23 protein-coding genes and 4 pseudogenes are annotated in these 18,842 nt (G+C 35.6%); 20 read left to right on the top strand and 7 right to left on the bottom strand.

The features are described 5' to 3' along the window. Positions 1-15: 15 nt before the first annotated feature. A complete protein-coding gene (locus tag PATL70BA_RS03935; protein WP_172596087.1) occupies positions 16-831 on the top strand; it encodes a DUF3825 domain-containing protein in 816 nt (271 codons plus the stop codon). A gap of 227 nt (positions 832-1,058) precedes the next feature. Next, positions 1,059-1,886, top strand: coding sequence for a restriction endonuclease (locus tag PATL70BA_RS03930; RefSeq protein WP_125136158.1), 828 nt, complete (start codon positions 1,059-1,061; stop codon positions 1,884-1,886). A 270-nt stretch (positions 1,887-2,156) separates the two neighbouring features. Here the strand turns inward: PATL70BA_RS03930 and PATL70BA_RS17075 are convergent. The 4 genes and pseudogenes from PATL70BA_RS17075 to PATL70BA_RS17065 form a co-directional block, all read right to left on the bottom strand. After that, positions 2,157-2,828 (bottom strand): annotated as a pseudogene (locus PATL70BA_RS17075) (IS91 family transposase). Positions 2,829-3,086: 258 nt separating this feature from the next. Continuing rightward, entirely contained in the window at positions 3,087-3,326 is a 240-nt protein-coding gene (locus PATL70BA_RS17070) for a transposase zinc-binding domain-containing protein (RefSeq protein WP_172596086.1), read from the bottom strand. Beyond that, positions 3,319-3,867, bottom strand: a complete 549-nt coding sequence (locus PATL70BA_RS03905) for a tyrosine-type recombinase/integrase (RefSeq protein ID WP_125138397.1) — start codon at positions 3,865-3,867, stop codon at positions 3,319-3,321. The genes PATL70BA_RS17070 and PATL70BA_RS03905 overlap by 8 nt, the downstream gene beginning before the upstream one ends. 51 nt (positions 3,868-3,918) lie before the next feature. Next, the gene (locus PATL70BA_RS17065) at positions 3,919-4,131 is read right to left on the bottom strand and encodes a site-specific integrase (protein WP_408634449.1); all 213 of its coding nucleotides are present in this window, start codon (positions 4,129-4,131) and stop codon (positions 3,919-3,921) included. 344 nt (positions 4,132-4,475) lie between these two features. Between PATL70BA_RS17065 and PATL70BA_RS03895 the strand changes: the two genes are divergently transcribed. The 13 genes and pseudogenes from PATL70BA_RS03895 (at position 4,476) to PATL70BA_RS03825 (ending at position 14,451) form a co-directional block, all read left to right on the top strand. After that, positions 4,476-4,808, top strand: a complete 333-nt coding sequence (locus PATL70BA_RS03895; RefSeq protein WP_125136154.1) for a hypothetical protein — start codon at positions 4,476-4,478, stop codon at positions 4,806-4,808. A gap of 41 nt (positions 4,809-4,849) precedes the next feature. Next, positions 4,850-5,368, top strand: a complete 519-nt coding sequence (locus PATL70BA_RS03890) for a serine/threonine-protein kinase (protein WP_330510208.1) — start codon at positions 4,850-4,852, stop codon at positions 5,366-5,368. Positions 5,369-5,422: 54 nt separating this feature from the next. Then, entirely contained in the window at positions 5,423-5,551 is a 129-nt protein-coding gene (locus tag PATL70BA_RS16710) for a hypothetical protein (RefSeq protein WP_279233224.1), read from the top strand. Between the two features lie 324 nt (positions 5,552-5,875). Continuing rightward, positions 5,876-6,520 carry a DUF4145 domain-containing protein gene (locus tag PATL70BA_RS03885; protein ID WP_125136152.1) on the top strand — a complete coding sequence of 215 codons (645 nt, stop codon included), beginning with the start codon at positions 5,876-5,878 and terminating at the stop codon, positions 6,518-6,520. Between the two features lie 209 nt (positions 6,521-6,729). Next, complete coding sequence (locus PATL70BA_RS03880; protein WP_125136151.1) at positions 6,730-7,014, top strand: hypothetical protein; 285 nt, start codon at positions 6,730-6,732, stop codon at positions 7,012-7,014. A 54-nt stretch (positions 7,015-7,068) separates the two neighbouring features. Beyond that, positions 7,069-7,440, top strand: a complete 372-nt coding sequence (locus tag PATL70BA_RS03875) for a hypothetical protein (RefSeq protein WP_125136150.1) — start codon at positions 7,069-7,071, stop codon at positions 7,438-7,440. 1,056 nt (positions 7,441-8,496) lie between these two features. Beyond that, complete coding sequence (locus tag PATL70BA_RS03870) at positions 8,497-9,219, top strand: DUF6710 family protein (RefSeq protein ID WP_125136149.1); 723 nt, start codon at positions 8,497-8,499, stop codon at positions 9,217-9,219. Positions 9,220-9,444: 225 nt separating this feature from the next. After that, positions 9,445-11,019: pseudogene (locus PATL70BA_RS17060) on the top strand (IS3 family transposase). A 43-nt stretch (positions 11,020-11,062) separates the two neighbouring features. Further along, positions 11,063-11,530: a hypothetical protein gene (locus tag PATL70BA_RS03845; RefSeq protein WP_125136145.1), complete on the top strand. Its 468-nt coding sequence runs from the start codon at positions 11,063-11,065 to the stop codon at positions 11,528-11,530. Between the two features lie 224 nt (positions 11,531-11,754). Continuing rightward, complete coding sequence (locus tag PATL70BA_RS03840; protein WP_125136144.1) at positions 11,755-12,300, top strand: restriction endonuclease; 546 nt, start codon at positions 11,755-11,757, stop codon at positions 12,298-12,300. Between the two features lie 149 nt (positions 12,301-12,449). Next, the gene (locus PATL70BA_RS03835; protein WP_330510207.1) at positions 12,450-12,995 is read left to right on the top strand and encodes an HNH endonuclease; all 546 of its coding nucleotides are present in this window, start codon (positions 12,450-12,452) and stop codon (positions 12,993-12,995) included. A gap of 141 nt (positions 12,996-13,136) precedes the next feature. Then, positions 13,137-13,922 carry a hypothetical protein gene (locus PATL70BA_RS03830; protein WP_125136143.1) on the top strand — a complete coding sequence of 262 codons (786 nt, stop codon included), beginning with the start codon at positions 13,137-13,139 and terminating at the stop codon, positions 13,920-13,922. A gap of 337 nt (positions 13,923-14,259) precedes the next feature. Then, the gene (locus PATL70BA_RS03825) at positions 14,260-14,451 is read left to right on the top strand and encodes an NUDIX domain-containing protein (RefSeq protein ID WP_125136142.1); all 192 of its coding nucleotides are present in this window, start codon (positions 14,260-14,262) and stop codon (positions 14,449-14,451) included. 286 nt (positions 14,452-14,737) lie between these two features. Here PATL70BA_RS03825 and PATL70BA_RS17055 read toward each other — a convergent pair whose 3' ends face one another. Then, positions 14,738-15,295: a transposase gene (locus tag PATL70BA_RS17055; RefSeq protein ID WP_408634447.1), complete on the bottom strand. Its 558-nt coding sequence runs from the start codon at positions 15,293-15,295 to the stop codon at positions 14,738-14,740. Beyond that, positions 15,292-15,677: pseudogene (locus tag PATL70BA_RS17050) on the bottom strand (IS110 family transposase). Before PATL70BA_RS17050 ends, PATL70BA_RS17055 begins: the two are co-directional and overlap by 4 nt. Between PATL70BA_RS17050 and PATL70BA_RS16455 the strand changes: the two are divergent. From PATL70BA_RS16455 to PATL70BA_RS03810, 3 genes are all read left to right on the top strand, one after another. Beyond that, positions 15,612-15,764 carry a hypothetical protein gene (locus PATL70BA_RS16455; protein ID WP_243116024.1) on the top strand — a complete coding sequence of 51 codons (153 nt, stop codon included), beginning with the start codon at positions 15,612-15,614 and terminating at the stop codon, positions 15,762-15,764. The pseudogene PATL70BA_RS17050 and the gene PATL70BA_RS16455 sit on opposite strands and share 66 nt — an antisense overlap. A gap of 197 nt (positions 15,765-15,961) precedes the next feature. Further along, positions 15,962-16,252 carry an NUDIX hydrolase gene (locus PATL70BA_RS03815; protein WP_125136141.1) on the top strand — a complete coding sequence of 97 codons (291 nt, stop codon included), beginning with the start codon at positions 15,962-15,964 and terminating at the stop codon, positions 16,250-16,252. A 94-nt stretch (positions 16,253-16,346) separates the two neighbouring features. Beyond that, positions 16,347-16,532, top strand: coding sequence for a hypothetical protein (locus PATL70BA_RS03810; RefSeq protein WP_125136140.1), 186 nt, complete (start codon positions 16,347-16,349; stop codon positions 16,530-16,532). Here the strand turns inward: PATL70BA_RS03810 and PATL70BA_RS03805 are convergent. Continuing rightward, positions 16,505-17,648: pseudogene (locus tag PATL70BA_RS03805) on the bottom strand (IS3 family transposase). The gene PATL70BA_RS03810 and the pseudogene PATL70BA_RS03805 sit on opposite strands and share 28 nt — an antisense overlap. Positions 17,649-17,847: 199 nt before the next feature. Between PATL70BA_RS03805 and PATL70BA_RS03800 the strand changes: the two are divergent. Beyond that, positions 17,848-18,327 (top strand): HD domain-containing protein, encoded by a 480-nt coding sequence (locus PATL70BA_RS03800; RefSeq protein WP_172596085.1) that lies wholly within the window; start codon positions 17,848-17,850, stop codon positions 18,325-18,327. A gap of 56 nt (positions 18,328-18,383) precedes the next feature. Next, positions 18,384-18,827, top strand: a complete 444-nt coding sequence (locus PATL70BA_RS03795; protein WP_125136138.1) for a GNAT family N-acetyltransferase — start codon at positions 18,384-18,386, stop codon at positions 18,825-18,827. The last annotated feature ends 15 nt before the right edge of the window (positions 18,828-18,842 follow it).

Raw genomic sequence — 18,842 nt, 5'->3', positions numbered from 1 at the left:
TCAAGGAGAGAATTTATGGATAAGATTTATGAACTTGCATACGTACCAGATTGGCAGAGTAATTTGGATCAACTTGAAGAACTTTCAATAAAGGAAGATTGGTCTTATAAAGAGTATAACAGTAATAAGAACGGTAAGAATCCAATATTACACCAGTATATAAACCACACCATAGGAAGATTACTTGATGAGAGAGAACAAGAAGATAGTATTGAGTTGAAACAGAAGGTTTTATATATTGATGACAATATTTTTTGCTTCAATACTGGTCTTTATACTAATGAGTATCAAGAAATATTTGGATATATGGAAAAGAATAAAAATCAGGATAGACAAGAGTGGTTTTTTGTTAAGTTCTTGAAATCTACTAGTGTAGAAATTTCTAATATTTTTCCTAAGCCAAGAAGAGCCAAATATTTTAACGATGTACATGAATTGATTTATGATTATGATTTAACTCTTGATCCTCAATTAGATCATATACTTACTGATGAAGGAAATAAGAATAGAATTCCAGAGAGTGTTCGTGGGTTACCATTATTAGCTCAGATATCAATCTTTGAAGGAGCTATTCAGTTGGCAAAGAAGAAAATATCAGCAAACTATAAGGTTGCTGTTCCACAATACTATAATGGAGGCGTTCAGTTTTTATTACCACTAGCTATCGATATAAATAGTCCAGAATCAATTGATTTAGTATTAGCAGTGAAGAAAATAGAGTCCACTACTGGAAATTACTATTATAAGGGATTTACGGCTTTAACGATGGATATGGCATATAATAACGCCAGACTCTTGGCAAAGATAGACTCAGATTGGCTAAGAGTATAGGAATTTTACGTTCTTGACGTCGTATAACACCATGATTACGCTTCAATCAGACCTAGGGGACGGCTTTGGAGAATAAGCCAGACAAACACAGCCCTAAAACCCGTCGGGACAATATCCGCATAAGTCACTACAAGGGTGCCATGAGCAGATATCTCAAGGAGGCCAGTGCTTCGTAATCACATACCGTTATACTAAAGTTCCAAACACAAAAAGTAGGGAGTTAAAATATGATTTTAGATTATAGCGAGTATCTAGAGCGAGAAAAAGCTGATGGTTTGTTATTGGGGAAAACTGTTAACCAAAATATAAATAACTTTTATAAAAGTGCGGAAATTTGTCCTATTTGTAAATTGAAAACTTATATTGTTTATAATGCTGATTCAGGTGTGACATATCCTGAATGGTTAGATGGAAGTTATAGAGAGTATGAGTCTGTTAAGACCTGTCCAAATTGCGGATGGTGGGAATACAAATTCAATAATACTAGTGATGCAATGCTAGACTATACAAGGTTGAGAGAAGAAAAATTTAAAACCGCAATTCTTAGAAAATATAATGTTGATGATAAATCCATACCAATTACATCGCTTGAAAAATATATACAAAAGAATCCTGAAAAAATTTATAATATACATCACAAGAAGATGGAAGAGCTCACTCAGTCAATTTTTAGAGAACACTTCAATTGTGATGTTGAACTTGTTGGGAAAACAGCTGATGGTGGAATTGATCTATTATTTGTTAAATCTGATAAACCCTCTGTAGTTCAGGTCAAAAGACGAACAAAAAAAGACTCTGTTGAGTCAGCTTCGCAAATTCGTGAATTATTAGGTGCTACATTATTAGCGGATTCAAGATCATGTATATTTGTAACAACAGCAGATCATTTTTCGAAGCAAGCAAAACAACATGCTAGTGATGCAATTGATAAGAAAATTGTAGAGGAATTTGAATTAATTAATTACAAAAGGTTCATTGAAATGTTAGGACTATACAAGTCAACAAAAACTGAAATGTGGAGAAAATTCTTAGTGGTCAAAAGAAACTTGGGGTAAGTGTTTGTAACCGTCAGCTAACTATTAGAAATATATCGACATCAATTAAAAAACAACCCCATCCTAAGATGGGGTTGGTGGTCGGGATATTATGTTGGACGAAGCCGCGGACTAGTAAAGAGTATGCAAGCTTTAGTCACTGAAAAAGTAACTGTTATCCATTTTGAGAAGATATTGACGTGAATTATGGCCAAAAGAGAACAAGATTGCATAGCTTCCCCCTCCCCATCAAAGGGGCATACAAAAGTGATAATATTCAGATAAAAAAATCTATGTCGGATTGACCTCATGGCTATAGCTAAAAAAGTTACCACAGTTTGGACAAGAAAGTTTATCCTTGCCAATAAGTTTGATCAGTAATTCTAGTTTGGTTGGAAGTGAATCCAACCTGAGAACCAAACCACGTTGCCTGGCAATAAACTTTCGACAAAGAGCCACTTTGACAGACCTGAACCGATTGGAAAGAAAACCGTAGTGGCGAATCTTTACAAACTTGTAGGGCAGTATATGCATGAGAAAACGGTGAATGAAGTTATAAGTGCTAAGAGTCATCACCTTCTTTTTACCACCATCCTTGTTATCCATGTAAGAAATAGAGACTTCAACATCAGTCACTTCAAGGATTCTGTAATCTGAAATAGCAACACGGTGGGTATAGCGACCAAGATATTTAAGGACATGTGCCGCACACTTAAAGACAGGTTTTGAAAAGACAATCCAGTCTTTATTTTATAGAAAGTCAAGAAAAGACGTAAACGTATCATGAGATAAATCATCAGGAAGTTTCAGTTAATCTTGAAGAAAAAGTGATTTGAGACTTTGAAGAAACTTGCTCCTAAAGACAGAGGAAAGAACCTTCACGTGAATGAAGAACTTCTTCTTGAAGGACTCGAAATGAGAGCCATCAAGGGAAATACCGCCACCAGCAAGAACACAATGCAGATGAGGGCTGGTCGTAACCTATGGTTACTGCTCGCCTTTGCGTCCTAGATGGTAGCCGAGGGTCTGACTCCAGGTGTGAAGTACCAATGAAAAGCCAGGGGTCACAGAATGTTTGGTAGCTGACAGGTCCAGAAGGGTTTTGGAAGCAGCCTTGTACATCAGGTCATAAAGAAGCTCTTGGTTGAAGTAGATTAAAGATCTTAAAGTATCAGGTAAGGTGAAAACAAGATGGAAGTAATGAGAGGGCAAGAGAGATTGTTATTGCTGCAAAACCCAAAGCTCCTTCTTGAAAGTACCACAGGTGGGACAATGCCTGTTACCGCAGGAATTCTGAACAACCTTTTCGTGACCACAGTTACAAGAGAGCTTGTGAGAGCCCATGTTATTGGTTCGACAGGATGTGATGGCATTAATAGCTTTGACCTGCTGAAAAGAAAGATGATTGGAATTAATGAAATCTACAGCATTAGCTGATAGAATAGATTGTAGTTTACTCAAAGTCGGGTACCTCCAGATCAAGCGGACTAACAACGGACAGTATCCTTGTTGGAGCCAGATGAAGATAAACCATAGTTGATTGAATACTTTTGTGACCAAGAAGTGTTTTGATGGTAAATAGATTAGTACCATTAATAAGTAGATGGGTGGCAAAAGAATGCCTAAGGGTATGAACCGTAGCTGGTTTGATGATACCAGCCTTAATTCGAGAAGAATGAAAGGCCTGCTGCACGGATCTGACAGACAGATGATTCTTTGGGTAAGACAAGCTGGGGAAAAGCCAATTGGTAGGACGAAAAGCTATATAATACTTTCGAAGAAGTTTCAAAGTGGTATGAGACAAAATGGTATAACGATCTTTGTCACCTTTACCGGATCGGACAAAAATCCGCATGTTCTCAGAATCAATATCAGAGACTTTAAGATTAATAGCTTCACTTACCCTAAGACCTGCAGAATAAATGGTCATCAAAAGAACTTTGTGCTTAAGGTAATCAATTGAATCAATAATACGACTGACTTCAGGAAGAGAAAGTACAATTGGTAACTTCTTGGTACATTTAACCCGAGGAACATCACTAAGAGAAAAAGGTTATTTTAGAACAGATTTGAAGAATAATTGGCAAACAAAGTAAGCGCTGTTGATGTAACTGGTAGACAATTTTTTCTTGATAAGAGAGAGAAGAAAAGAACGCACATCTTCAGTAGTGAGGTCATCGACAGGTTTGTCGATAAAAAGAAGGAACCGATTGAGATTGTTGGAATAAGAGTCAATTGTTTTGGGGCTGTAACCCCTGAGTTGCATTTCGATAATTGCTGCATTGACACAAGAATCATAAGACATAAAAAACTCCTTTCAGACAGGTGAACAGTAACCTGTACATCATATCTAAAAAGAGTAAAAGTTAAAACAGGAACAAAATAAGGCATTAAAAAAGCCACCGCGCTAGCGGTTTAGTCCAACAACGCATTCACGCAAGGGTCACTCTGAGAAGCGAGTGACCACATCCAGGCCCCTAAGCCAGTCGAGGCGTGATCCCACACTAGCCCCCACAGGGGGTGGCATGAGTTGAATCACTCTAAGGGGCCAGGAAGTCGTGAACGCACAACGTTAAGTGACACTATCATTCTGCGTAATAGGAGAAACTTATGGATAATGAAATGGCTTTAGAACTTGAATATTTTAAACATGACTTGATTAAGTATGCTACAGGAGATAAATCTTCTGATTTTACAGATAAGAAATATGCAGATGTTCGTAAACAATTACTCAATATTAAGTCATTGACAGAGATTATACCTGAGTATATAAGGAAATGCCGCGATTTAGGTGATTTCTGGCAATTTATTAAGGCTAAGTATTCTACCTATCAGGAACGTAGAATATATCTTGCTGAAACACTTAATCCGGTCATTGAGTACTTTGAAGAAGGAATGGATATAGTAATCTCACATCTGATTTTACAGAGGGAGAAAGGATAGGCCACGGTGGATTTGGTGAAGTATATAAGTATCATCATGATTTGTTAGATATGGATTTTGCAATTAAGTTTTTATCTCCAATATTTTCTGATGATCCAGACAAAGATCAAGTTAGATTCTTCCAAGAGGCTAGAATGCTTTTCGAACTGAAACACGAGTCAATTATTAATGTCTATGATGTTGGTATACTTAAAAATAAGCCATACATTAGAATGGAGTATTTTGATGGAGAAGACCTTAACACTGTTCTCAAAAAGTATGGGGTATTTACATTAGATACAGCTACAGATATTATTCTGAGTGTCTGTGAGGCTATGGAATATGCTCACACTAAAGTGGTTCACAGAGACCTGAAACCTAGTAATATTATGATTTCTAGACCAAAGAAATGTAGGATTATTGATTTTGGTCTTGGTATTTTTAAAGAAAATCAAATATATTCGCGATTGACGTTGGTAGGTAAAGGAGTTGCTAGTGGACTCTATACAGCTCCAGAATTGCTTGTTGACCCAAAGATAATTGATAAACGCTCAGATATCTATTCTATTGGAGCTATTTAGTACGAGTTATTAGTGGGAAGAGCTCCGTCTGGTTTTCAGCTGGAAGACTCCTTAATGAATGTTCAAGGCATGACTAAGATATATGCAAATATGGTTCTAAAATGTTTGAGCAACATTGGGATTAGATATAACAATTTAAGTGAGTTGATTGAAGAATTAAGACAGTTTAGAGCTGCCGAATAATAGCATCGCTTAACATACGATTCAGCGACACTCAACCCGCTAACCGAGTCGGGGTCGCATTAGCGGTTCAGCTAAAGCTTCACACGCATAAGCTCGCCCTGTAAGCGCGTTGGCGTCGTGAACCGACAGACGATAGGCTGAAATGCCGCTACGCAACACGTCAGCCTATCGGTGCGCGGGTTCTGTAATTGGTGGCAGTAGGCACATCACCTATCAGCAAGTTACCAACATTGGCAAATCAACCAGCAAGCTGGTTGCCTTACCAACGTCGGGAACCCGCGCACCGACATTAGAAGACATATCAACTAATTTATAGGAGATTATATGAACAGCAAAGTAATCGAAAGAAGATTTGAAGAGTTGAAAGATAGGATAACTGATGTTAACCTAACAATAAAAAGGAGTTCAGAAGGTTATTCAGACGAAGTAGACCAAGAGACATTTATGACATGGGGGATGTCAGTGATGACATTGTTGTCACAAGTTTTCGGTTTAGAGAGTCTTCAAAATAGCCAGTTTAAAGGCTATTATAATGATTTTGATGGGTTGATTGAAGATTACAAAAAATGTAAAGCAGTATTTAATGCTGCATACGATGATTATATGAATGGCTATATATTTAGCCTTCGTGGATTAGTTGCTGCAGATTTAATGGAAGATGGTTTGAGTCAGGCAGAAGATTTGTTAAATGCAAATCATAAAGATCCAGCCTGTATTGTAGCAGGTGTTTGTCTAGAGACTACACTTAAAGAACTGTGTGATAGGGAAAAACTATCGCATGGGAAATTGGATAAGATGAATGCCGATTTAAAGAAAGCAGGAGTTTATAATACAGGTATGCAAAAGCAAATTACAGCTTGGGCAGATTTAAGAAATAATGCGGCACATGGAAACTGGAAAGAATACACTGATGATGATGTAAAACTTATGATACAAGGAATTAGATGTTTTATTTCAATAAATGTTTAATTTCCGTAGATACGTCTTCTAACACCATATTGGTGCAAGGGTCACTCTGAAAAACGAGTAACCACATCCAGCCCCCTAAGCCCGTCGGGACGTCACTGCATTAGGTGGTCGAGCAAGCTCTCACAACCAAAAGCAGCGACTCTTAGGGCCCAGGACATCGTCAATACAAAACGTTAACTGACATCAAACTAATATATTGGAGGTTTATAATGGAATTATTAAAGGCAGTGAGTGAGTATGGAGCAGTTGGAGGAGTAATAGCATTATTAAGTTTGGCTATTAAACTTAATTTGGCTGAATTAATTTTTAATACTGAATTCGATAAGTTATTTTGGAGCAAGAGTAAACGTAGCATATCTAGGTTAGTTACTATGTTGATTTCATTTGCAGGAGTACTTTTTATAGTACTAATTTTAAGCATTGTGTCTGTTGCATTATTGTCGTGGATGATAATGTTATTTTCAATTGTTTATGGATTATTTATTTTAGCGTAAGTTTATTTGATTATACAACTGCTATTTAAGAAAAATTGGAAACTTAAAGATTTTTTGAAGAAATATATAGATAGCTTGTCTACGGGAATATTGGTTCTATCAAGTCTTATTCTAGGACATTATATCTTTGTTACAGTAGGGGAATATAAGAATCTTGAATCGATTCAGTTTAGTAATGCAATTTTCTTTAACTTGGTAGGTTTAACATATTTAATAATAACATATTTGTATGTACATTCTGCTATCTATAGAAAGTATGTGAAAAGAAATTTTTTACTTAAAGAAGACAAAAAATATATACCGGTATGTAAGCTGCAAAATGGACTGATTGTTATTAAAGATGCTGATACAAATGAAGATCATTTCATTGAAGAAGCTGATATTAAGAACTATACAATGAAGGAACTCCCGTCTGACGTCAGCTAACAATACTGTAACGCAGGGGTCGACAGAGGGCACGGCTTTGGAGAAAGAATGTCGACCACATAAAGCCCACTAAGCCCGTCGGGACGATATCTGCATTAGTCACCACAAGGGTGCCATGAGCAGACATCTCTAAGTGGCCGGTACGTCGTGAACGCTGAACGTTACAGGAAAGTGCGACCAGTACTTGAAATAAAGTGGTAAATTATATTCTGGGATGTTTAAGTCGAAAGACCTTTGGACAGCGCAATCCACTTAATGTAACTCTACCTATGGGTGCGTCATTGGCAACGATGAGGTGCTAAGCCGTAGATGTAACATAGAAATCTACTAGCCTAAAAGCGGATGATCTGTTAGGGGAAATATATTGCTATGATTGAATTTATTGAATCACCACAAGTTTCCTTAAACGTGAACAGCGAAATAAGGCTAGAACACTGTGACCAAAAGGTGCGAGATAGGTTCAGCAATTTTTGCATTACTGAACAAGTGGACTAGATTTTCGGAGTAAAGGTGGAACTTAAGGTAAAACGAATTGGCTAGAATCTGGAACTGGGTAAGCCCAATGCATTCCAAAAGGTAGGCTTTCGTAAAAAAGTACAACTTGGAGTGGGTAGAGGAAGTGTAGAAAGTCATCAGTAACAAAGGCGGTAAGACACCAGGAGTTGACGGCGAGGTATGGAATAATGATGCTAGATATATAAGAGTACATTAAATCTAGAAGAAAAGGATATAAAGCAAAACCGTTAAGAAGGATTTTTATTATGGAATATAAGGGGATTTTAAGACCATTAGGAGTACCAACTTTGCAAGATAGAGCCATGCAAGCTGAAGCGCACTTCTATTTAAGGGAATGAATAATCTTGATTAACGGCGCCACGAATCAAGATTATTCGGGAAATAAGATGAATTTAACAACCGCGTTACTTGCGGTGACCTATGACAAGATTGGTTACAGATAGCTTGAGTCGTATGAGATGAAGGTCTCACACACGGTTTTTAGGGGAGAAAGAGGAAGTAATCCATCTGACTTATCCAACTATGTAAGAAAGGGATAATATGATATTAGAGATGATTGATAATTATTATAATAGAAGTAAGTATAAAAAGTTTAATCAAATATTAAAAAGTGCAAATGAAATTATTAATGAAAATAGAATGATAGAAGATATGTATGGAGAAAAATGCAAAAATCATCCTATATTTAACTTTATTAGATTACTAGGAAGAAGCACTCAAACTGAGTATTTGCAATCTCTATTTATTGAGGGAAAAGGACCTAAACAGGTAAAAGAAGATATTTTTATTAATGTCATGGAAACTATTAATATTGGTGGTAAAGAAGTTAAGATATTTGATCTAATAGAAAGAATTGATCACAAAGGAAGTTTGAAATTAGGTAGAGATCTAATTTTACCATGGCCTTGGAATTATAATCGATATTGCTCTGCACTATGCAATTTTGGGTCAGAACTTCACAGTAAAGAGTGGAAAGAAGATAAAATAAATCATTGCATAGAACTATGGTTACCAGTAGGAGTAGCATTTGTACATGGTGGTAATCATTCTATTACAGCAGGTATAATTCAAGCTGAGGGAGAAGTCACACCTTATCAATGTGTTAAAATGGATAAATACTATGACTATATATATACAGATGGAGTTTATTATAGAGAAATTCAATCTTGCGAAAAAATCTCAAAAGTTGAGTCATTAGAATTTGCAGCCATTTATGAAATTGGAAGACTTATATTGAAAAATGATATTAAATTTAACCTATAAACTTTCCATAACACCCAGTATCCTAAAATTTTCGATGTCACAATCCTGGCAAGGCAAGGATGGGTGCCACTTTTCAGCCAAGATATTAAATGAAAGAACGTCGGAAACTGCTGGAATGTAATGCGCAATACTTAATTGGTTTGTTAGATTTCCCTCTGTTAAACGGAAGTTGTCACTAACCCTCAAATAGAGTATGATAAATACTCGAAGAAGAGGAGAACAACGATGAGTTATAACAAGTACAGTAAGGAACAAAAAGAAAAGATACTATCTAGAATACTTAGTGGTGAAGAGTCGATTAGTGATATTCATAAAGAAACAGGAATCAATGCAAACACGTTATATAGATGGCGTGATGAGGTCAAAAGAACAGGTTTATCATCAACAACAAAGTATAAAAAGCAGAAAATTGGAGTACCCAAGATAAATTTCTAGTTGTTTTAGAAACAGCAAACTTAAGTGAAATCGAGTTCTCAGAGTACTGTAGAAAAAAAGGGATCTACCCAGAACAAGTAAAAGAATGGAAAGATGCTTGCATGCAGGCTAACGGTGGAACATCAGAGAGAACAAGTAAAGTCAATCAAGAGCTAAGAAAAGAAAAAAAAGAAAAAGAAAAGTTACAAAAAGAGCTGGATCGTAAGGAAAAAGCGCTTGCAGAAGCGGCAGCATTATTGGTACTTGGAAAAAAGGCCAATGCGATATGGGGAACGGACAACGAGGAAGACTAATTAGTGCCCAAGATCGTAAACAAGCTGTAGAGCTAATTAGTGAAGCTGTAGAAAATGGAGCAAGATTATATAAAGCTTGTGAAATTATAAAATTCATACAAGAACGTTCGATCGCTGGAAAGACAGTGATTATATAGATAAAAGAAAACCTGTGAGAGACCAGAACCTAAGAATAAAATCAGCAAAGAAGAAGAACAAGAGATACTAAGAGTATGTAATACTGAAGAGTTTAGTAGTTTAGCCCCGAGCCAAATAGTACCGATATTAGCGGATCGAGGAATATATTTAGCGTCAGAAACAACAATATATAATATCCTTAAAAATCATAAAGAGTTAGTGCATAGAGGAAGATCAAGAGCCCCAATTAAGAGGCCAATGGAAACCCATAAAGCATCAAAAGCCTGTGACGTATGGACGTGGGATATAACGTATTTAAAAGGACCAATTAAAGGACAACACTATTATTTATATATGATTTTGGATATGTACAGCCGTAAAATAGTTGGCTGGGAAGTGTGGGAAGAAGAGTCTGCTCTTCATGCAAGTGATCTAATCAAAAGAGCATATATGGATGAAAATCATGCTGAATGATAAACCATTAGTTTTACATTCAGATAATGGAAGTCCTATGAAAGGTGCAACAATGCTTGAAACCTTGTATAACTTAGGCATTGTACCATCCAGAAGTAGACCAAGAGTAAGTAATGATAATCCATATTCAGAAAGTTTATTTAAGACATTAAAATATAGACCTAATTATCAACCAAGAGGATTTAATAGTGTGAATGAATCAAGGTTATGGGTCAGACAATTCGTGAACTGGTATAACAACGAACATAAGCACAGCGGATTATGCTTTATAAGCCCAAATGAAAGGCACACGGGGCAAGATAAAGCAATATTAGAAGCAAGAACGAAAGTATATCAAGAAGCTAAATCAAAGCATCCAGAACGATGGCCAGGAGCAATACGTAACTGGAGTATAGAAGATGAAGTTTGGTTAAATCCAGTTAAAAAGAAGAGAAAAAGAACAAGATGTGAAAGCATCTTAAGAAACTATAAACATGGGTAACGTGACAACATGTCAAAAAATTTCCGATTTGAAGGAGATTAGTATGGGAGATATTGACAGAGCATTAACTATTAGTTTCATCATGATGTTAATTGGTGTACTCACTGCATTATGGAATATATTTGTATTTGTTATGGCAGAAAGAGCTAAGAAAGCATCAAAAGAAAGCGAGATTAAGGCTTCAGAATATGCTGAACGAGCGAATGAATATTACAAAGTTACAGCTAGGTATTATGAAAAAGAGCTTGAGAGACAAGATATTGAACTAAGAAGAATGGTGGAGCAAGAGAAGAAGAAATCGGATTATGATAAAAAGATGAATATTCTTAAAATAATTGATATGGAAGGCATTATGACTACATCAAGAGTTGCTAAAGTAGTTGAAATGGATATCAATGAAACATTTGATATCCTTCTTGAATTATTGATGCATGACAGAACGATTGGTTCTGGTGGTTCGCCAGACAAAAATAATCCAGATACAAATGTATGGACTAAGAAGAAAAGGTGATTATTGTATATTACCATCAAGTACTGCACATGATAGCTTCTTAGCGAAAGAAATGTCTAGGGAATGAGCTACGAAGAAAAGATAGGCGGACACACCCAGTCCTTTAAGTACAGTCGCACCCCTTCATTGCATTAACCTTATCAGGACATGAGCAGTTCGTTCTATGTAGAGAGGATGTCGTGAAGTGAGAAAAATAAACAAATGCAAATTTATAGGAGGAATCTATGAGATACAAAAGCGAAGAATATTTTGCAGATATGTCCTCGAATGATTTTGAAGTTTTTTGTCTAAGTATTCTCAAAGAGTATAGTTCGGATTTACCAAACTCAAATTTTGAACACAATGTAATTATAAAATCAAGTGATGGAGAATATCAAATTGATGGACAAATTTCCTTTGAGCTTATGGGAGCGAAATACCTAACGTTAGTGGAATGTAAAATGTATAAACGTTTTGTGAGTCGAGAGAAGGTGCAAGTACTATATGACAAGATTCGTACAATCGGTGCGAATAAAGGAATTCTGATGACTACGTCGGGTTTTCAAAGAGGGGCATTAAAATTTGCAAAAGAACATGGGATTACATTAATAACAGTTGTTGATGGTAAGATGACTTATGAAGTTAGGACAATAGAAGCAAAAGATATTTACTATCCAGATATATTGCCCAAATATGCAGGAATCGTAGAATGTTGGGTAGAAAAAGAAACATATAGTAGCATAACTTTAAGTGACTCTAATCAACTAAAAGACGTAATTGATGATAATTAAATTGAAGATTATGGAAACTTATTTTGATTCCAACATCTAACATGCTAGTTGCCGTCATGTATGAACGACGGCAACAACGAAAACATTATCTGACAGAAAAGATTAGTGCTATAAAAGCGATATTAAAATGAAAAAGGGATGGATTATAAATGTTGAAAAAGGTTAGTATAAAGACGAAGAAAGAGGATATAGTTGATTACTGGTTTACAAATATTGATGAAAGCGATTTTAGTGTTGATGCTTCTGAAGCACTTGAGAGATGCTGGCGTTGTGGTTACAAAAGAAAATTACAAAGATGTCATATAATACCGGACTCATTAGGAGGTAAGGATGAACCATCTAATTATGTTCTTTTATGTGAAAGATGCCACATAGACAATCCAAATGTTAATGATACTGAGATAATGTGGGATTGGCTTAAGGCGTATAAAGTTTCAATTTATGATACATTTTGGAGCATTCAAGGAATACAAGAGTATAAACGAATATATGGTAAATCAATAAACGAGGAATTTATAGAGCGAAATGTAAAAGAGGAAGATATAGGGGTATTTAAAAATATGCTTAAAAGTGAGTTGGATAAAACTTCATGGCATTATGGACATCCATATCTCAATGTTGCGACAATAGCTGCTTTATATCGAATGACTCTTAAGAAATGGGATGAGTTAATGAGATCTAAGGTTAATCTATAAGAGTTCAAGCGTCTAATCTTTCTCTACATATAATAATATATTGCTAATATTATTAGCTTTAATATTTTCTTTAATGTTATTTGATAGAAATCTATAATTAATCAGTGACTAATTTTTGGAGCTTCTAAATGGGAGATATATATGAAAAAAAATATGCAACTATATAGCATAAATTTATTAAAAGAACGGTTTGGAAGTGAGTTATCTATTAATGACGCTATATCTTTCTTTTATATTTCAGAAAGGAATTCTATATTCTGCTATACAGGTATAAAACGTAATGATGAGAGAGAAACATATATTGATTCGTTTCCTGTGTCTTTAAATATGAAGAATAAAACCAAAATGAATGATATATTTTTAAGAATTAATAAAGGTTGTATTATCTTTGATTCGTTTCTTAATGAAGATTCCTATAAAGATGTTAAGTATAAAAAATTAAAGTGTATTTTACAACTTCCTATCGGTGCAACTACATATTTTTGTGTGTCAGATCACATTGAAGAGCATGGGAGCTGGAGATTTACAGAAAATAGGCTATTGACTTCTGAAGTATTTGGTATGTGTTATGATGAGTTGGATGGTTTACTTGAAGCATATTCTAAAATAATGCATACAAATACACAGTATAATAGATACCCAAGGCTGACGAGGTCAAATAAAAAAGATAACTTATGTGATTTAACTGGTCTTTGGATACCTATGAATTTTCCGTATATAGCATTTGAACAATCTGATTATGATTTCTCACACGTTTCATTGTGGGGCTTTTATAGAAATGTTGGATTATTGTGCAGAAGCTCGGTATTCTATAATGCTTTATTATCTGAAGGTGCTGATAAAGAAGCTCTCAAGAATATAATTAAACCTAATGTAAATTGGAATTATGAGAAGGTTATGTATAAAGACATTCATAAGAATAAATAAGTAGTGGTATTTTCCATGTTTGAAAAGCTTTACAAATCGGGCAAATACTGACGTTATGTGTATGCTAGCTCTTTACTGTTTTATAAATGTAAAAATAGTTCAATATGAAAAAAATGGATATGAAATATCGTAAAATTTCTGAAGGAGCAAATAACATCGCACAACAGCGAGTACTTGGCTTACTTCGCTCGGCCCAAAGTTGGCCCCCGTTGGTCGCCAACTTTGGATATTCGCAGAAAGGAATGTTGACTTAAAGAAAACTTTTTGAATAACAAAAAACTCAATGTATGACTGAAGATGAGACTCAGTAATCTAGTTTATTTAAGGAGTAACAAGGATGTTAAGAATAGACTTTTATGAATTACAGGATTATCATGGTTATGAACTGACGTTTGTAATAATGTGCGCAGTTTATAAGAAACAATGGGTATTTGTAAGACATAAGGATCGCAACACATGGGAAATTCCAGGTGGACATATTGAGGTTGGCGAAACGCCAGATGAAGCCGCAAAAAGAGACCAGCTATGAAAAGTCAAGTATAAATTAGCTGGAAATTCTTTTTAATCGAATTCCTTAAAAAAGGGTAACTTTAATAAGACTCCCTATAAGGTAGTTTTCAAAATCAAATGATATTCGGGTTTTAATTAGTCGAGATTAAACTCGACTTCGTCAGTAAGCATCTTATAGATGACCCTGACAAGCTTACCGGCACAGTGACCTAAAGTGTTGTAGTGGTTTCGGCCTTCAGCTCTTTTAGTATCGTAATAAGCTTTAAATGTGTCGTTGTTACGAACAACATTGTTTGCAGCATTAATTAATGCATAACGTAAGGTTTTGATCCTCGTTTTGACATACGTGTACGTTTGGCAACAAAGTTTCCAGACTGATAAACAGACGGATCTAACCCAGCATAAGCTAGAACTTTGCTAGCATTGGAGAAGCGTTTAATGTTACCAATTTCACCAAGAATCATTCCACCATTGACAAATCCAATGCCTGGAATGGTCATGATAAGTGAATCAAGTGAAAGCATAATTGATTGCATTTCCGATTCAACAGTTTTTAACTGGCTATCTAATAACTCGATTTGCTCGATAGCATGAGTTATTTGAATAGATAAAGACCTGTCGCTGGATCCGACAGACTCCCTTGCAAGAACTCTTAATGCTTTAGCATGTTCTTTCTTGAAGTGGCCGTGGGAGGCTTTTAAAAGAAGAGCTGAAAGATGAGTCATATGCATGGAGGCAATAGCATCCGGAGTAGGAGCTTCTTTAAGAAGCTGATAACAGGCTTTCTGATGCAAACCTGATTTGAAGAAGTATTGGAGTTCAGGGAAAACCTGATCCATATAAGAAGTTAGCTGAATTTTCAACCTAGTACGGTTTTAACCAGCTTCTGACGGAAACGTCCAAGATTCTTCAAATGCATAAGATCAATGTCTTCTACAGTGAGGAAACGATGATCATGCATCATAAGGGTTTTAGCGATAACAAAGGTATCAACTTTATCAGTCTTAGTCTTGCGAATGTTATTTTTCGCATAGATGAAGTCTGAAGTGGGTTGATGAGACAAACCTTAAAGTGTCTAGATACAAGAAATTCAATAAGGTTGTTGCCATAGTGAGCTGTTGATTCAAGACCAATGATGAGGTCACTCTTTTTAAAGGAACTAATTGAAGAGAGCAACAAATGGAAGCCATCACTGTCATTCGTAAATTTGAACGGCTCGAGAAGTACTTCACCATCAGAAGATATGGCTGCGGCGAAGTGGTTAAGTTTGGCGATATCAATGCCAAGATAGATCATGAGATTAAATCTCCTTTCGAATTATTGATACCATGACGTCCACCAGCGATTATCATTGTAGACTTGAATGAGATAAGTACTCTATACAAAATGTATGGCACATCCAGCTAATAAACAATTCAGATAAAGGTAGCGGCAATACACTCCTGTTAAGTAGTCTGTGCTACAGAAAAAATCAAAGGTACCACAGTATCTGAATGTATTATAGTCACGAATAAAAAAGAAAGGAAAGTGTGATATTTACTTCTATAAATATCATACAAGAAATATATGAAGAAACTGGAGCAATCAAACATAATCCAAAGGCAATTTGTGATTACTCGGTAGAAAGCGCTAATGGAAAAAGGTATGGAAGATTATATTGTGGGCAGATTGAAGCGTTTAAGGGTGAGCTAGAATATGAGATTGAGGAGATTATGTTCAGTGATGAAATGCCTAGTCGATTAACTTATGCAGACATTCAGCCAGTTTTGTTAGAAGAAGTTAAAAGAAGAATTAGAAGTGAAAATAATGAAACAAAATAAAAATAATACACCTTGTATGTGGCCGGGAGTTGTTAAGTGGACGGATGGCAAAGGTTGTCAACATGCAGGACGTTATTAAGAGGGAGAATAATAAATGGAAATATATAATGATGTAGGTGCTGCAAATTCGGTATTTGGATGGGGAATTTTTATGTTTCTTTATTTCGGATTTATTCTTTTTTCTGCAGGTATAATGTGCACGCTTGTCAAGACACAAAATCAAGAAATCTTAGTTATGAACTCCTTTCTTGATTATGCAGCTTTTTCAGCAGTAGCGTAATAGATTTCTGCCGGTGTTTTATACTTGTAACTCTGATGCCCTCGATCATAATTGTAATGCTGAATGTATTCCCTTGTTATAGTTTTTACTTCTGAGACCGTCTCTGGATACATTAAGTATAGTCGTTCCCATTTGTATGATCTAAAGAAACGTTCAATGGCTATATTGTCCGTTGCACGGCCTTTACCATCCATGCTGATTTTAATGGATTCGTAGCTTTTAATAAGCTCGATGTACTCCCTTGAGGTGAATTGTACACCTTGATCACTGTTTATAATTTCAGGCTTGCCATGATTCCTGATTGCTTCTTTAACAACTCTAGTGACTGATTCAGCCTGTAATGTATTGCTGATAGAATAACCGACTATAAACCTGGAATACCAGTCTATAATGGCTGTTATATATACAAAACCCGTTGGGGTTCCTATGTATGAAATGTCAATCGACCAGACTTGATTCGGCTTTCTAATCGCTAAGTTTCTTAATAGATACGGATACGTTTTTGCTTGCTTTGCACGTTTACTTAGGTTTGGTCCTGGATAGAAGGCAACAATATCCATTTCCTGCATATATCGCTTTACCAAACGCCTTCCGATTTCGTAGCCAAGTTTGTGGAGCTCATTACGGATTCTGCGCACACCAAAAGAGGGTTCCTTAAAGTGAATACGATCGATGGCATTTTAATATCAATCTCCTGTTTCGAGGGTGCGACTGGAACCGGTATATGATAAGCGGTTGATCTGGGCAATCCGAGTAACTGGCATTGACGCATAATAGTCAGCTTTGAACCACTGAATTCAACTAATGCCTTTTTTCCGAAGTTGTAAAACCTGTTCTTGTTTTTTAAGATAATCGACATCCATAGAAAGTTCACCAATCTTTTGATGAGGATCTCCTTTTCCTCCTCGTATTCTTCTTTGACTTTCTGAACGTCTTCGCCTTTCTTATCAAAGACAGCAGGCATGTTGCTTATGAATTCCGTTTTCCATCGGCTCAGAACTGGCTGAGCTATATCATACTTTTTGAGATTTCGGCAAGAGGTGATTCCTCACGCAAAATCTCCAATACTATATTTGCTTTTTCCTGGGGTGTCCAAGTTCTTCTTTGTCTACTCATAGTCTTCATTATAACTTATTTTCTAGGATCTGTGTCCAACACTATGTGTACATTATAGTTTATTGGTTTGTTTATTTTAACTAAAGGACTCACCCCAGTCAATTAAGTTTGAAGGTGGTACACGAGCTTTCAATAAGTATCTTGAAGACGATAAATAGTTTAGCGAAATAATTTGTTTCTTCAAAGGAAGGTGATAAAAGTGGATATTAATGCGGCAAAAGAGTTTATTATTAAGAAACATAAAGGACAAATACGACTTGGAGGAGAGGCATATTCATCCCATCCAATTGCTGTCGCTGAATTAATGAGAAGTAAAGCATTATCCGAAGAGACAATAATAACAGCCTTGTTCCACGATTTATTGGAAGATACGGATGCTACGGAAGAAGAAATTCTAGATCTTAGCAATCAGAAGGTACTAAAAGCGGTAAAATTATTGACCAAGTATGATGGTTATGTTATGAATGAATATATCGACAATATTAAAATGAATAAAACGGCTTTATGTGTAAAGTTGGCAGACAGAATACATAATCTGAGATGTGCCATCATTGCAAACGAACAATTTAAGCAGAAATATATTGCAGAAACAGAAAAGTATTATATACCAATTGGCGAAGGCACTATTTTTGAGCAGGATTTATTAGAATCCTTGGTAGAATTGAAAAAAAGTCTATAATTTTATAGCACTAATAAACTGTCTAAAATGCGTAGTATAATTATGAGGTATCGAAGATGAAAATTGAAATGATTCGAGAGAATAAAAAAAGATATTTAGATTTATTATTATTAGCAGATGAACAAGAGGATATGATTGATCTATATCTAGAACGTGGGGACATGTTTGCTTTGTTCGATGATGATCTCAAGAGTGTTTGTGTTGTAACACAAGAAGAAGACGGCATATATGAGCTTAAAAATATTGCGACATATGAATCCTGTCAAAAGCAGGGTTATGGTAAGGGATTAATAAAATACTTATTTGAGCATTATCAAGATAGATGTAAGATTATGTATGTTGGAACCGGAGATAGTCCCCAAATTATAAGATTTTATGAAAGTTGTGGTTTTGAGTTGTCTCATCGGGTGAAGAATTTTTTCGTGGATCATTATGACAAACCAATGTACGACTGTGGTATACAGCTTGTAGATATGGTCTATCTGAAAAAGTTTTTTTAGGACCTTATTATTTAT

The sequence above is a fragment of the Petrocella atlantisensis genome, from assembly GCF_900538275.1.
Lineage (GTDB): Bacteria > Bacillota > Clostridia > Lachnospirales > Vallitaleaceae > Petrocella > Petrocella atlantisensis.
This window is presented reverse-complemented; position numbering and strand designations above follow the sequence as displayed.

Coding starts and splice junctions, on each gene's coding strand:
- PATL70BA_RS03935 (WP_172596087.1), top strand. CDS start 16: ATGGATAAGATTTATGAACTTGCATACGTACCAGATTGGCAGAGTAAT.
- PATL70BA_RS03930 (WP_125136158.1), top strand. CDS start 1,059: ATGATTTTAGATTATAGCGAGTATCTAGAGCGAGAAAAAGCTGATGGT.
- PATL70BA_RS17065 (WP_408634449.1), bottom strand. CDS start 4,131: ATGCAACTCAGGGGTTACAGCCCCAAAACAATTGACTCTTATTCCAAC.
- PATL70BA_RS03895 (WP_125136154.1), top strand. CDS start 4,476: ATGGATAATGAAATGGCTTTAGAACTTGAATATTTTAAACATGACTTG.
- PATL70BA_RS16710 (WP_279233224.1), top strand. CDS start 5,423: ATGAATGTTCAAGGCATGACTAAGATATATGCAAATATGGTTCTAAAA.
- PATL70BA_RS03885 (WP_125136152.1), top strand. CDS start 5,876: ATGAACAGCAAAGTAATCGAAAGAAGATTTGAAGAGTTGAAAGATAGG.
- PATL70BA_RS03880 (WP_125136151.1), top strand. CDS start 6,730: ATGGAATTATTAAAGGCAGTGAGTGAGTATGGAGCAGTTGGAGGAGTA.
- PATL70BA_RS03870 (WP_125136149.1), top strand. CDS start 8,497: ATGATATTAGAGATGATTGATAATTATTATAATAGAAGTAAGTATAAA.
- PATL70BA_RS03845 (WP_125136145.1), top strand. CDS start 11,063: ATGGGAGATATTGACAGAGCATTAACTATTAGTTTCATCATGATGTTA.
- PATL70BA_RS03840 (WP_125136144.1), top strand. CDS start 11,755: ATGAGATACAAAAGCGAAGAATATTTTGCAGATATGTCCTCGAATGAT.
- PATL70BA_RS03835 (WP_330510207.1), top strand. CDS start 12,450: ATGTTGAAAAAGGTTAGTATAAAGACGAAGAAAGAGGATATAGTTGAT.
- PATL70BA_RS03830 (WP_125136143.1), top strand. CDS start 13,137: ATGAAAAAAAATATGCAACTATATAGCATAAATTTATTAAAAGAACGG.
- PATL70BA_RS03825 (WP_125136142.1), top strand. CDS start 14,260: ATGTTAAGAATAGACTTTTATGAATTACAGGATTATCATGGTTATGAA.
- PATL70BA_RS16455 (WP_243116024.1), top strand. CDS start 15,612: ATGGAAGCCATCACTGTCATTCGTAAATTTGAACGGCTCGAGAAGTAC.
- PATL70BA_RS03810 (WP_125136140.1), top strand. CDS start 16,347: ATGGAAATATATAATGATGTAGGTGCTGCAAATTCGGTATTTGGATGG.
- PATL70BA_RS03795 (WP_125136138.1), top strand. CDS start 18,384: ATGAAAATTGAAATGATTCGAGAGAATAAAAAAAGATATTTAGATTTA.